The sequence below is a fragment of the Pedobacter sp. genome, assembly GCF_965249885.1.
Lineage (GTDB): Bacteria > Bacteroidota > Bacteroidia > Sphingobacteriales > Sphingobacteriaceae > Pedobacter.
In genome coordinates, this window is the sequence record NZ_OZ252254.1 from 1969474 (window position 1) to 1984763 (window position 15290).

8 protein-coding genes are annotated in these 15290 nt (G+C 36.5%); all 8 read left to right on the forward strand.

Annotated features, from left to right (window positions below; all coding sequences use genetic code 11):
• Positions 1-425: 425 nt before the first annotated feature.
• The 8 genes from ACY2A0_RS08375 to ACY2A0_RS08410 all read left to right on the forward strand — a co-directional run bounded on the left by ACY2A0_RS08375 (position 426) and on the right by ACY2A0_RS08410 (position 15283).
• The gene (locus ACY2A0_RS08375; protein ID WP_461789108.1) at positions 426-3467 is read left to right on the forward strand and encodes a SusC/RagA family TonB-linked outer membrane protein; all 3042 of its coding nucleotides are present in this window, start codon (positions 426-428) and stop codon (positions 3465-3467) included.
• Between the two features lie 17 nt (positions 3468-3484).
• Complete coding sequence (locus tag ACY2A0_RS08380) at positions 3485-4906, forward strand: RagB/SusD family nutrient uptake outer membrane protein (protein ID WP_461789109.1); 1422 nt, start codon at positions 3485-3487, stop codon at positions 4904-4906.
• A gap of 101 nt (positions 4907-5007) precedes the next feature.
• The gene (locus tag ACY2A0_RS08385; RefSeq protein WP_461789110.1) at positions 5008-5676 is read left to right on the forward strand and encodes a hypothetical protein; all 669 of its coding nucleotides are present in this window, start codon (positions 5008-5010) and stop codon (positions 5674-5676) included.
• Between the two features lie 243 nt (positions 5677-5919).
• Positions 5920-9078 carry a SusC/RagA family TonB-linked outer membrane protein gene (locus ACY2A0_RS08390; RefSeq protein ID WP_461791326.1) on the forward strand — a complete coding sequence of 1053 codons (3159 nt, stop codon included), beginning with the start codon at positions 5920-5922 and terminating at the stop codon, positions 9076-9078.
• 18 nt (positions 9079-9096) lie between these two features.
• Positions 9097-10605 (forward strand): RagB/SusD family nutrient uptake outer membrane protein, encoded by a 1509-nt coding sequence (locus ACY2A0_RS08395; protein ID WP_214434406.1) that lies wholly within the window; start codon positions 9097-9099, stop codon positions 10603-10605.
• A 65-nt stretch (positions 10606-10670) separates the two neighbouring features.
• The gene (locus tag ACY2A0_RS08400) at positions 10671-11414 is read left to right on the forward strand and encodes a hypothetical protein (protein ID WP_461791327.1); all 744 of its coding nucleotides are present in this window, start codon (positions 10671-10673) and stop codon (positions 11412-11414) included.
• Positions 11395-14142, forward strand: a complete 2748-nt coding sequence (locus tag ACY2A0_RS08405; RefSeq protein WP_461791328.1) for a TonB-dependent receptor — start codon at positions 11395-11397, stop codon at positions 14140-14142. Before ACY2A0_RS08400 ends, ACY2A0_RS08405 begins: the two co-directional genes overlap by 20 nt.
• A gap of 1 nt (position 14143) precedes the next feature.
• Positions 14144-15283 carry a DUF4249 domain-containing protein gene (locus tag ACY2A0_RS08410; protein ID WP_461791329.1) on the forward strand — a complete coding sequence of 380 codons (1140 nt, stop codon included), beginning with the start codon at positions 14144-14146 and terminating at the stop codon, positions 15281-15283.
• The last annotated feature ends 7 nt before the right edge of the window (positions 15284-15290 follow it).

The following is a 15290-nucleotide window of genomic DNA, read 5'->3' on the forward strand; positions in this document are numbered from 1 at the left end:
TTTATTCAATCATACTTCACAGCTATCATGCTAACTACGCGTTGGTAAGAAATGATGTTCTAAACGTTACTTACAACAAGGGCCATTCGAAATCGAATGGCCCTTTCGTTTTTTATAGCGTATTGTTGTTGTTTCAAAATCCCTCAATTTCACTAACGAAAAGCATAATTAGGTTGCCATATCATCTTAAAAATATTCCTTTTTAGTTTGAGTTTCTCATGCAAGATGTTGTGCGTTATCATTGTAAGATCAATTTGTGATGAAACAGATTGTTGAAAATATCTTTTGATATCACTTTTTAGTTACATATCCGAAAATTATGTTAAATTGTTAAAAAATGTTAAACAAAATTTGCGTTACACTTAAAAGGTGTATATATTTAGGTCTAAATTAATTATTAACTAACCTAAATTTTTAAAAAGTTTATGAAAAAACTTCTACAAAGTTTGTTCATTTTGCTTTTTGTTGCCTCATCGGCAATGGCGCAAAATAGAACAATTACTGGTACGGTTACTTCTAAGGAAGATGGACTGCCGTTGCCAGGAGTGAGTGTAAAAGTGAAGGGATCCAATGTAGGTGCATCTACAGGAGCAAATGGAAAATTTTCATTATCTGTTGCTGCTAATGCTACCACTTTAGAATTTTCGTCATTAGGGTACGTAGCCCAGTCTGTTAGTATCGGTTCATCAAACACAGTTAATGTGGCATTGTCGGCAGATTCTAAAGCCTTGACAGAGGTTGTTGTTACTGGCTATGGTACAACAACAAAACTAAATCAAACAGGTGCTGTTGCGCAGGTTAGCGGAGAAACTCTTGAAAACCAGCCGTTAACATCGTTTGATAAAGCTTTGCAGGGTAGGGTTCCTGGTTTGCAATCTATCGGAGGATCTGGACAGCCAGGTGCAATTCAGCAGGTTAGGATTAGGGGTATTGGTTCATTCACCGCAGGTGCGGCGCCTTTGTACGTTATTGATGGTATTCCAATCAATAGCGGAGACTTATCTAGAGCTACTACAACCGCCAATGCTTTAGCAGGTATCAACCCGAACGACATTGAGACAATTACAGTTTTAAAAGATGCTTCTGCGGCTTCAATTTATGGAGCAAGAGCAGCTAACGGCGTTATCGTTGTAACTACCAAAAAAGGTAAGGCTGGCGCAACTAAGTTTAGAGCAGATGCTGAATACGGAACTGCAAAAGTTGGATATCTTAATGAGAGAAACAGACCTTTGACTAACGATGAGTGGAGAACTTTGACAGCTGAAGGGTTGTTGAATGCTCCTGCTTATGTAAGTGCTTACGGTCTTACTCCAGCAAACGTTGGTGCATTTGTTGATGCTAACTTTAATACTGGAGCTGGAATTAATACCAACTGGATTGATCAAGTTACTAGAGAAGGTAAGCAAGCGCAGTATAATATCTCTGCAAATGGTGGAAATGAGAAAACTCAATTCAACGTGTCGGCTGGATATTTCCAACAACAAGGAACTGTTATCGCATCAGAATTTAGCAGATATTCAGGTAATGTTAACTTGACTCACAAGGCTACTGATAAGTTAACTATTACTGCTAACTTGGTAGGATCTAATTCTAACCAAAAAGGTCCTGGTAACGGCGGATTGTTTGCCAACCCAGTGTTAACTGCTTACTTTTTATTGCCAAGTTTCAATCCTTACGAAGCTGATGGAGTTAATCCAAATATTTCATCGTCATACTTTGCACCGGGTTCATTATTTAACCCGTTATATGTAGCTCAATATGATAAAAGAAACTCTAACTTCTTTAAAGGCTTAAGTACAGTATCAGCATCTTATCAAATTTTACCTAATTTAAAATTTACCACTAAATATGGTATAGATTATAACGTAAATGAAGAGGATACTTATAATAACCCTTATCATGGAGATGGTAGAAACGACTCGGGAAGAGCTGGTAGATATTATACGCGTTATTTCAACTGGGTTTGGACAAACCTTGCAGATTACTCGTTCAAGCTTCTTTCTGATGAGTCTTTAGCTTTCAACGTTAAAGCAGGTTACGAAGCTCAAAAATCATCAACTTATTTCTCTAATACAGTTGCTTACACATTACCTTTAAATACAAATATCATTGTGCCTTCTGCAGGTTCAGTTTATAACACTGCAACAGGATCTAACAGTGATTACACCTTTGCGTCTATGTTAGCATTGGGAGATGTTTCATATAAAGGTAAATATGTGTTATCTGGATCATTCAGGAGAGATGGTTCTTCAAGATTTGGTGCTGATAACCGCTATGGTAACTTTTGGTCAGTTGGTGCATCTTGGAATATCGATCAAGAAGATTTCTTAAAAGGTGTTTCTTGGTTAAGCCAATTAAAACTTAGAGGATCTTATGGTAAAAATGGTAATGCCGATATTGGTAACTACGACTGGAGACCACTTTATGGTTACGGTGCGGCATATAACTATCAAGGTTTAACTGGTAGTGCGCCTGTAACTGTAGGTAATTTACCATTAACTTGGGAAGAAAACAGACCTTTAGATATCGGTTTAGATGCCAGCATGTTCAAAGGCAGATTAAATGTTACTTTGGAATGGTATACTCGTAAAACCAGCAGTCTTTTACTTAATGAGCCTTTATCAAGAACTTCAGGTTTCTCAAGTTTCGTAAATAACGTAGGTGCTTTAAGAAATAAAGGATATGAGGTTTCTTTAAGCGGTACACCTGTTATCGCTGGAGACTTTAAATGGGAGGCTTCTTTCAATATCTCACACAATAAAAATGAAATCCTAGCACTTGTTAATAACCAAGAGCAATTAGCTAGTCCATTCATTAGACGTGTAGGGTTGGATTATCAAACATTTTATGTGCCATTATGGGCAGGTGTAAATCCAGCAAATGGAGCTCCACTTTGGTATACTGATGATACAAAAACAGCAACTACTTCAACTTATGCTTCAGCTAAGAGAGGTATCGCTGGTTCGGCATCGCCTACTTATTTTGGTAGCGTTGGTTCAACATTTACTTATAAAGGCTTTAGTTTAGATGCATTGTTGTACTATAACTTTGGTAACCTTGTACGTGATGGTTGGGCTAATTATACTCAATCAGATGGTTATAACGCAACATTTAATAGAACTGCTTATCAGTTAAATAGATGGACTCCTCAAAATACGCAAACAGATGTTCCTAAATACGTTTATGGCGGTGCTTTAAGCTCTAATAGTTTGTCTGATCGCTTCTTATATAAAGGCGATTACATGAGACTAAGAGAGGTTACTTTAGGATATTCAGTTCCTAAGCAATTTATCTCACGTCTTAATGTAGCAAGTGCGAAAATTTATGTTAGAGGTGTTAATTTGTTAACTTGGGTTAAAGACAAAGATCTTCCATGGGATCCTGAAGCTGGAGGCATCGGCGGTGGATCGAATTTTGATGTTTATATCCCTAAAACGTTTACAGTTGGTGTAAACATTGGTTTTTAATTAAAACTTCTTGAAAAATGAAAATGAAATTACAATTAAATAAAGTTCTACTGTCCGGAATTGTTGCAATAGGGCTTTTAGGTTCTTGTTCAAAAGATTTTTTAAATCAAGAACCTTATACTCAAATTACTCCTGAGGCCGCGTTAGCGAGTGAATCAGATATGTTAGCTGCACTAAGGGGAACATATGCAAGTTTAAGAAGTGCGAATCTTTTTGGAAGAAATATACAGGTAATCGGAGATTTATCTGCTGACAATGTATTCATTTCTACTAAAAACTCTGGACGCTTTTTTGCTTGGGACCAATATGTGATTACCGCTGCAAATGCAGAGTACACAGCAATGTGGACTGAGTCATATACTGCTATTTTAAGGGCTAACAATATCATCAACTCAGCTTTGCCTTCTAACGCTGCCGTTAATCAATATAAAGGAGAGGCTTATGCTTTAAGGGCGTTGATGTACTTCAACTTAGTTAGAACATTCGCTAGACCTTTTACAGATAACCCTGGTGGTCCAGGCGTTCCTATCGTTACAAAATATGATCCAGCGTTAAAGCCAGATAGAAATACAGTTGCTGAAGTTTATACATTCATTCAGAATGATCTACAGCAAGCCTACACGCTGATGACTCAGTATACTGGCTCTAACAGGTTTTCGAAGTTTGCAGCTAGAGCGTTAGCAGCTAAAGTTTCTTTATATCAGGGACTAAACCAGCAGGCTTACGACTTTGCAAACGATGTTATCACTAACGGCGGTTTTACTTTGGTTACAGCAGCTAATTTTCCAGGATATTGGAATAACTTGGCAGGTAATGGAGCAACAAATAAAGTTGAAACCTTATTCGAAGTATCTGCAGATGCAACTTTAAATGCTGGTACCGATGAGCTTGCTTATATGTACTTACAAGCAGGTTACGGAGATTTGTTAGTTAATCCAACTTTATATAACTTATATAATGCTACGGATGTGAGAAAAGCGCTAGTTACAGTTGGTTCTCGTGCAGGCGGAGAGGCTGTTGCTTATATCGTTAATAAATATAAATCTGTAGCTGCAGATAGGGACGATAAAAAAGTGATTAGACTATCTGAAGTTTATTTGATCGCAGCTGAGGCTTCGGCTAGATTAGGTGTAGCAACCGAGCCTAGAGCACTTACGCTATTAAATACACTAATCGCTCAAAGAGATCCTTCATTGGTATATATTTCTACTGGAACTCAGTTAATAGAGGATATTATCACTGAAAGAAGAAAAGAGTTGGCGTTTGAAGGAGATAGATCATATGACCTAACCAGATTGAAAAGAGATATTACTAGAGTTGGTGGAACTTACAATTTAACAAGTATTCCTTATAGTAATAACTTCAGGATTGGTCCTATCCCACAAGCTGAACGAGATGTGAATAAAACTATTGTTCAAAATCCAGGTTATATTCAATAAGAATATACAAGATTTTTCTAAAAAAACCCCATTTCGCATTGTGAAATGGGGTTTTTTTTGGAAACAAAACGTTATATTTGAATAGGACAAAAGATATAAGTATGAAAATTTTTGGTTTAAAATTGGTGGTTGGTGCGTTGTTTTTTATTAGCTACGCTTACAACTTGAATGCGCAAGAGTTGTATATGAGTGATGTCTCAGGAACGGCGCTAAGAAAAGATTCGAAATATGCTGAAGTGGAAGGGACACCGTTTTTGTTTAAAGATTGGATGAATGGCAGTGTAATATTTGCTTCCAACAGGGTAGTTAAGTCAATACCGTTGAAATTTAATTTAGAATCTGGGGAAATTTATTTTAAAAGCCCTCAAAGTGGAAATGAAATGCTGTTTTCTGATGCCGTAAGAAGCTTTACTGTTAATGGCAGAACTTTTCAGGCGGGTTTCGAACCAGTTGACGGAAACTCGAAAGTAACTTTCTACGAAGTTTTGGGCAGTGCAGATAACAAGGTTAAATTGCTGAAAAAAGTAAATAAAACCATTATGGAGGTTACAGAATACAATGCTCCTAACAAAAAGGTATTCAAAGAGAATTTTGGCTATTACCTGGTAAATGATTCAAAAATGCCAATGAAAGTGAAAAAAGACAACAGCATATTATCTCAATTCAACGAGAAAGAAGCTCAGGTTAAAGAATTTATTTCCAAAAATAAGCTTAACGTTAAAAAAGATGAGGATTTAGCTAAAATCCTGGATTACTATAACACTTTGTAATGTAAGCTTAACAGTTATTATTGGCGTTTATCAATGCGTCAATTGAAAATATGGTCGCCCCTCAAGGGCGACTTTTTTGTTCTCCGAACCCGCGGGAAGCACACCAAAAGGTGGTATTATTTTTTAAAATTCGGATAAATCAGTTTGCATGTTAAAAAATGTTAAATAAAAGTTTGTGTAACGAATGTGTTATATCTATATTCGTAGCTAAATAATTATTAACTAACCTAATTAAAAAAATTTATGAAAAAACTTCTACGAAGTTTGTTCATTTTGCTATTTATTGCATCAACAGCAATTGCGCAAAATAGAACAATCACGGGTACAGTTACTTCTAAGGAAGATGGCATGCCTCTCCCGGGAGTGAGTGTAAAAGTAAAAGGAACTAACGTAGGTGTGTCTACTAGTGCTACTGGTAAATTTTCCTTATCTGTTTCGTCAACTGCAAAAACTTTAGAGTTTAGCTCTATAGGTTTTACAACTGTGGATATAGCTATAGGAGCTGGAAGCACAGTTAATGTATCTCTTAGTGCTGATTCAAAAAGCCTTAGTGAAGTTGTTGTAGTAGCCTATGGAACTGCAAAAAAACAAGCAATCACTGGTTCAGTATCATCTTTATCTGCAGCTGATCTAGAAAATAGACCTATTACTAACGTAACCGCGGCACTTCAGGGTGCGGCACCAGGTATTAACGTACTAGCGTCTAATGGTCAGCCAGGAGCTTCTGCTGGTGTTAGGATTAGAGGATTCGGATCCTTTTCAGCTTCTAACAGCCCACTATACGTTTTAGACGGATCAGTGTATGATGGAAGTATTGGTGATATCAATCAAAATGACATTGAAAGTGTGTCAGTTTTAAAAGATGCATCATCTTCTGCATTGTATGGATCTAGAGGTGCAAATGGTGTTGTAATCATCACAACTAAGAGAGGAAAGTCAGCACAGCCACAGCTTTCAGCTAGCGTAGTTCAAGGTTATTCAGAAAGAGGTATCCCTGAGTATGACAGAGTTGATGCTTATCAGTACTATCCATTAGTATGGCAAGGAATTAAAAACAACTTAATGTATACGGCTTCTCCAGCGCTTGCTGAAGCGGCAGCTGCTACTAAGGCATCTGCAGACGTGTTCACTAACTTGGTTTATAATCCATTTAATGTACCGGGCGGTCAAGTTGTAGGTACTGATGGCAAGTTAAATCCTAATGCTAGTTTACTATACAATGATTTTGATTGGTATAAACCAATGACAAGATCTGGTGTACGTACTGATGCGAACATGAGCTTGTCTGGCCGTAATGATAAATCTGATTACTATGTTTCTTTAGGCTATCTAAACGATCAAGGTTTCATCATTGGTTCTGATTTCAAAAGGTTTAATGCCCGAATGAATGTAAACTCGCAAGTTAAACCGTGGTTAAAAACAGGATTGAATTTATCCGGAATTTTAACAACCGTTAATAACGCAAGTGATGCAGCAACTGGAAACGGAAGTAGCTTTGTGAATGCATTTAGCTTTGCTAGAGGTATGGGCCCAATTTATCCAGTACGTGCTTTTGATGCAGCTGGACAACCGATCATCAACCCGTTAACTGGCGAGCAGTGGTATGATTATGGTCTTCATCCAGGAGCACTTACACGTCCACAGGGAGCTTCTCCAGGTAGACATGTTCTGTATGAGACTTTGTTAAATGAAAACATCTCAAGAAGAAATCAATTAGGAGCAAGATCTTACGTAGAGGTTAAATTCTTGAAAGATTTCAAATTCACGCCTTCGATAAGTATTGATATCAGAAACAGCAATGGTAACACTTACTGGAATCCAATTGTTGGAGATGGACAAACTCAGAAAGGCTATAAGTTCCAAAGTAATGCTGTAACTCGTAGTTATACATTTAATCAAATCTTAACATACGATAAACAAATTAAAGATCATACGATTTCTGCCCTTGTTGGACACGAAAATTACGATTATAACTATAGAACTTTCAGTGCTAGCCGTACACAGTTGACGCTAGAAGGAAACACTGAATTTCCAAATTTCGTAAATAATAACTCGTCTGGCGGACAAGCAGATAATGATAGAATAGAGTCTTATTTCTCTAAATTTGCCTATAACTTCAAGGAAAAATATTTCTTTGATGCATCGTTAAGAACAGATGGTACTTCAAGATTCGCAAAAGATGTGAGATGGGGTGTGTTTTATTCATTAGGTGCTTCATGGGCAGTTAATAAAGATTTCTTTAAAGGAGCTAATTGGTTAGATGATTTGAGGCTGAAAGCTTCATATGGTGAGGTAGGTAATAATGCTTTGGACGGATATTATTTAGATAGAGCATTTTATGAATTAGGATGGAATAACGGTACAGAGCCAGGAGCATTACTAGTTAGTGCAGCTAATCCAAATCTAAAATGGGAGTCTCAAAACACTTTAAATGCTGGTGTAAGTTTTTCATTGTTTAAAAACAGACTTTCAGGTGAAGTGGAGTTTTTCAGAAAAAATGTAAATGACTTATTATTCAGCGTACCACAACCATTATCAGATCCTGTTACAACTATCCAACAAAATGTTGGTTCGATGTATAATCAAGGTTTTGAGATTATGTTAAGTGGAGATGTATTTAGATCTGCAGATTTCAAATGGAACGTAGTTACAAATGCAACATTCTTGAAAAATAGAGTTACCAAATTACCAGTAGAAACACCTACTATTGTTAGCGGTACTAAGAGAAGAGAAGTAGGCTATGATTACTATCAGTTTTGGTTGAGACAATATGCAGGAGTAGATCCTACAGATGGTGCTGCTCTTTACGTTCCTGACTATAACACAACAATTGCAGCTACTGCAAAAAGAACCGTTAATGGTATTGAGTATGTAACAGTACAATCAAATGCATTGTTCGCAAGATCGGGAAGTGCAATTCCAGATATGATCGGATCATTGAACAATAACTTCACTTATAAAAATTTCGGTTTATCGATTTTATTAAATTATCAAATCGGTGGTAAATTTTATGATGGTGTTTATGCAGGTTTAATGGGTGGAGCATCTTATGGTGGTGCATTACATAAAGACTTATTAAACGCTTGGACTCCAAGTAATACTAGTGCTAGCATCCCTAGATATGATGTTGGTAATACTAATAACATTAATGCGGCTTCAACACGTTGGTTGGTAGACGCTTCATATTTAGCATTACGTAATATCAATCTTTCATATAGCTTACCAAAATCGATGTTAAGCAAAGTGGACTTAAAAACTGCTAAAATATTTGTTACAGCAGAAAACTTACACTTGTTTTCATCTAGAAAAGGTCTAAATCCTACAGAATCATTTGATGGTACTAATGCCAACGTATTCCCTCAAGCGAGAATTTTAAGCGTAGGCGTTAATGCTTCATTTTAATTTTTAATTTAAATTTATATGAAAAAGATAGTTTTTGGCGCTTTGGTTGTTAGTTCGTTTATGACTATTTCTGGTTGTAAAAAGGATTACCTAGAAACCAAGCCTACAGATAAAGTTGATAATGTTTCAATTTTTACTACTACCGCAAATGCTAGTGTAGCATTGAACGGTATTTATAGATATATGTTCGAAAGAACAACAACAACATCAAGTAATGCTCAAGGAAAGCCAGGTGTAGCAGGAATACTATTAGGTATTGATCACATGGGCGAAGATCTCCATCAAGCGAACGCTACATGGTTTACTTCTACTGGTGAAGGTAACTACGTAGCTGCCCGTACAGATAATGCGGCAAGTAATTTATACTACTATCGTACTTTCTTCCGTATGATTGGTAATGCAAATTATATTATTGCTAACATTGACAAGGCTGAGGGTACACAAGCGGAAAGAAATAGAGTTAAAGCTGAAGCATTAACGCTAAGGGCATATTCTTATTCTTATCTAGTTCAATTTTACGGAACTAGATACAACGCAGCTGCAAAACCAAATAACCAGTTAGCAGTTCCAATGCCTTTATCTCCTTCAGATTCTAGAATGCCTAGAGTGAGCGTTGAAACAGTTTATGCACAAATCGTAAAAGATCTTGACGATGCAATTGCTTTGAACGTAACCACTGTACCTAACAAAACACACATCAATGTTTGGGTTTCTAAGGGCTTAAGAGCAAGAGTTGCCTTAACAATGCAGGATTATCCTAATGCAATTAAATATGCAAAAGAAGTTGTTGATGGTAATGCTTATCCATTAATGAGTCAAGCAGATTACCAAACAGGATTTAATAACCTTGCTTTATCTGAGTACATGTGGGGTAGTAACCCAACAACTGAGCAAGGTGATACCTTTGGTTCTTATTATGCTCAAATTGCATATAATGCTAACACAACTTATCAACGTGGTACGCCTAAAAGAATCAACTCAGCATTATACAACTTAATTGGTGCAAATGATGTGAGAAAGAAAATGTGGGAGCCAGCGCCAACTACTGCTAACTTCCCTCTTCCTACAACGGCATTCGTAAGAGTACCTTACATGAGCAGAAAATTCTCTGTTAAAGCTGTTGGTGATCCATCATTGGGAGATTTTCCTTGGATGAGAAGTGCTGAAATGCACCTTATCTTGGCAGAAGCTTACGCAAGAAGCGGTGGACAAGATTTAGCTGCTCAAAATGCATTATTCGCTTTAGTGTCAAGAAGAGATTTAACTGCAGTTAAATCTACTAACACAGGGCAGGCATTAATTGATGAGATTATGGTAAATCGTAGGGTTGAACTATGGGGCGAAGGATTTAGATACTTAGATTTAAAAAGGCTAAATCTTCCATTAGACCGTACAGTAGTGCCTAACTACACTGCAACTTCAGTAAACAACGTAATGTTGATTCCTGCAGGCGACAGTAGGTTTTTATTCTTAATCCCTAGAGACGAAATAAATGCAAATCCAAATATTGGACCGCAAAACCCTTAATACTTAAGGCTAAAGAATAGTAGAAATCCCGGCGACTTTGTTGCCGGGATTTTTATTGTCTTCATATGCTAGTTGCAGATATGAGAAAATTAGTTAACCAGTTGAGCCTCTTTTTTATAATGTTAGGCTTAAGCATGACCACTCATGCGCAACGTGCAGATCTTGTTACGGAGCAAATTTTAGTTGATCACTTTAATCACAAATTATCTCCTCAAATACGTTTATTTAATGGTCCATCTTACTTAGGTTACGGAGGTAAGCTACTTAGCAGCCCGTATTTTAGTAAGGAGATTAAATTTGATGAAGGAGATGTTGTTTATGACGGTTACCTTTTTAAAAAAGTGCCGTTAATGTACGATCTAGTTAAACAAAAGTTGATTAGTTTAGCTGCAGATAGCGTTAGTGAGTTTACGTTCATTAATGATCGAGTTTCTTATTTTAAATTGCTGGATCGCCAGTTTATCAATTTACCTAGAAAAGATAACAAAGGGACTGTTTCAAATACAGGCTTCTTTGAGCAAGCTTATAATGGCAAAATCAAAGTTTTGATTAAGCATGACAAGCAAGTAAAAGACATTGTTGACACCTATGGAGCTCGAAAGGATTTTCCGCTTAAGTCTGAGTACTTTGTTTTGCTGGCTAATGATGATTTAATAAAAATTAATAGTGAAAAATCTTTCATTAATTTATTTCCTTCTCTTAGGAATGAAATGAAGATATATATCAAAAAAAATCAACTCAAATTCAAAAAAAATCCAGTAGAAACTCTCGTTGAACTAGGCAAATTTTATGACCGCTCATCTAATTAAAGTCAATTGTAAGTTATTTTTAACATACATTCTTATTGCAATTCCCTTTCTTCTTTTTTCACAAGAGCGTGAGAAAACTTATAGTTTTAACTTTAATAATACCCCACTTGTAAAGGTATTTGAACAAGTAGAAAAAGTGTCCAGCGTTAAGTTTTACTACCAACCATCCGATTTAGATGGGGTTTTTGTTTCGAAAAGTATCTCAAATTCAACCTTAAATAATGTTGTTAAAGAGGTATTAAGTAATACTGCTATTAATTTTTTTGTTTACGATGAGAGTTTTTTCTTAACAAAAGGAATTAGGCTCGATATTTCAAATCTTAAACAAGAAAATGACATCGCAAATCGTCAGCTACCTAGCACTAATACCGTTGATGGCGCAAAGGTTTTTAACAAGTTGTACGAAGTTGGAATAAGAAATAATAACACCAAAGTAGGCACCGCCGCAGTTGTAGGCTACGTGTTGGATGAAGCTACGAAAAATCCCATCCCTGGAGCTAAAATAAGTTCCGCGGACAATAAGATAAACGTTACCAGTGATAGTGCTGGACTATATATCATTACACTTCCATTAGGCTTAAATTATTTAACAATTACTGCTGTAGAATATAAAATGGCTAAGCGACAGGTAATGATTTACGGTGACGGAAAGCTAAACCTGGAGATTAAGCAAAATGTGGAGATGCTGAGAGAGATAAATATTTTATCCCAACGAAGTTCGGCATTAAAAAATTTGGAAATGGGCGTAAATAAACTCACCATTGCCAGTATCAAGCAGGTGCCTGCAGTATTTGGTGAACCAGATATCCTGCGGGTGGTACTTACGCTACCTGGCGTGCAGTCGGTAGGCGAAGCAAGTACAGGTTTTAATGTTAGGGGAGGATCTGTAGATAATAACTTGATCCTATTAGATAACTCCACTATTTATAATCCTTCTCATTTTTTTGGCTTTTTTTCAGCATTCAACCCAGATGTTGTTAAAGAGGTGCAGCTTTATAAAAGTACAATTCCAGAGAGATTTGGTGGAAGGTTGGCATCGGTTTTAGAGGTGCAAAATAGAGAAGGAGATAAGACAAAGTTAAAAGGATCTGCCGGTATTGGAATGATTACGAGCAGGTTTAGTGTAGAGGCTCCAATTGATAGCGGTAGAACATCGTTTATTTTGGCAGGTAGGGGAACTTACTCTAATTGGCTCTTGGATTTATTGCCGGCAGAATATAAGAATAGCCGTGCCTCATTTTATGATTTGAATTTTGGAATTAGTCATAAACTTGATGACCGCAATGATTTAAATCTTACCGCTTACACTAGCCGAGATAACTTCAAGTTAAACTCTGATACAAGTTACAACTATACCAATCGCAACTTATCCTTCGAGTGGCGAAAAAGGATTAATCCTAGGTTAAGAGCTAGTTTTAAAGCCGCCTTGGATAATTACGCCTATAAAATAGAAAGCGATGCTAATCTTGTTAACGCTTATACACTGAAATTCAATGTTGGTCAAGCCAACGTTAAAGCAGATTTTAAATATATCTTTAATGATAACCATATACTTAACTTCGGTATATCGAGTATTGGATATAACATACAGCCAGGTAAGTTCGACCCGTTAGGAGGTACTTCGTTAGTTCAAAAAGAAACATTACAAGAAGAGAAAGCATTAGAAACTGCATTATATTTTGGAGATGAATTTAAGGTAAACGAGCGTTTGACAGTTAACCTAGGTTTGAGATACTCTATTTACAACATGCTTGGGCCACGTGTATTAAATGTCTACGCAGAAGGGCAACCGAAAACCGATGTAAATATTTTAAGCACGGAGAGCTATTCGAATAATCGAATAATTAAAACTTATCAAAGTCCAGAAATTCGTTTAGCAGGTAGATATAGCTTTACTGATGATCTTTCTCTAAAGGCATCCTATAATACGCTAATCCAATATATACACTTACTTTCCAATACAACCGCTGTAGCGCCTACAGATGTTTGGAAACTAAGCGATCCCAATATTAGCCCGCAAAAAGGATCTCAAGTTTCACTGGGTATCTACAGAACGTTTGCGTCTAAAACTATTGAGACATCTGTGGAAACATATTTTAAACGTTTAAGAGATTTTCTAGATTATAAAAGCGGTGCTACGTTGATTATGAACCAGGCAATTGAGCAGGACGTAATCAAAACTAACGGTAAGGCCTACGGAGTAGAGTTTTTCGTGAAGAAAACCACGGGCAAATTAAATGGCTGGGTAAGCTACGCTTATTCCAAAGTTCTTCTTAAAATGGATGATATTACTGAAGGGCCTTTAGTAAATGGCGGCCAGTATTACCCAGCTAACTATGATAAGCCACACTCCTTTAACTTTACAGGTAATTATAAAATCAAACAACGCTATCATTTTTCGCTGAATTTTACCTATAGTACTGGTAGACCTATCACATTGCCAATTGCAAAGTATTACTATGCAGGCAGTGAACGTGTTTATTATTCAGATAGAAATTCTTATAGGGTTCCGGATTATTTAAGGATGGACGTATCATTAAATATTGAGGGAAATCACAAAGTGAAACAGTTACTGCACAACTCTTGGACTTTTGGAGTTTACAATGTTACCGGAAGAAGAAATGTTTTTTCAACTTTTTTCACGCAAGATTCTGGTGTAATTAACGGCTACAATCTTTCAATATTTGCAACAGCAATACCTTTTGTCAATTATAATATTAGATTTTAATATGGGAGTGGTTAACAAATATCCTTGGTTTTTGATATTGATTTTTTTCATTGGTTGTAAGGAAAAATTCTCACCCGATTTAAAGGAAAACAATCAAAATCTGCTAGTAGTAGAGGGTTTAATTACATTGGGTAGTGAAAGAACACAGATTAAGCTCAGCCGAACAGTTTCTTTGTCACAAAATGTTACTAGTATACCAGAAAATGGCGCTTCAGTAACAATAGAAGATAACGCTAATCAGATATACTCTTTGGCAGAAAAGGGTTTAGGCGTGTATGAATCCGCAGTACTTAATTTAATTTCAGGTAAGAAGTATAGAGTTAGAATTAAGTCTAAAGGGAATGAATATGTAAGTGATTTCACTGAAGCGAAGTTGTCTCCCGCAATTGAGTCGATAAATTGGGAAGCAAAACCTAACGGCGTTCAAATTTATCTAAATACTAGGGATAATACCAATAGTTCAAGGTATTACAAATGGGATTTTGAAGAAACGTGGATTTTTAATGCTAGGTATAATTCTTCCTTAATATGGGGGGCAAATGGCTTAAGGTTACGTAATAGAGATACAGAGGATATATACAGGTGTTGGGCCACTGGAATTGCTAGTGAAATCTTCTTAGGCTCTTCCGTAAAACTCGAGAGCGATGTAATTAATAAACAACCTCTTGTCTTTATTCCTTCAACTTCCGAAAAATTTACCGACAAGTATAGTATACTCGTGAAGCAGAGTGTACTTACCAAGGAGGCATTTGAATTTTGGGAAAACTTAAGACGAAATACAGAAAGCTTAGGGACGATATTTGATGCACTTCCTTCTCAATTAACTGGTAATATAAGAAATGTCAAAAATCCTTCTGAACCGGTTATTGGATTCATAAGCGCTGGGGAGTTAAAAACAAAGCGCATTTTTATTTCTAAATCTGAGCTCCCTAATTGGCGAGTTGAACAGTCTGAGGACTGTAATGTGCCAGATACGATTCCTGTCAATAGAGCAGCGAGCATATTCGCAAATGGAAATTATATCGCAATTGAAGAAGTTTTTAGCCAATCTGGAGCATTACTGGGCTATACAGGCACAGTTAGAAAATGTGGCGATTGTACCACGAGAGGAACTAATAGGAAACCATCTTTTTGGCCATAACTAAAAG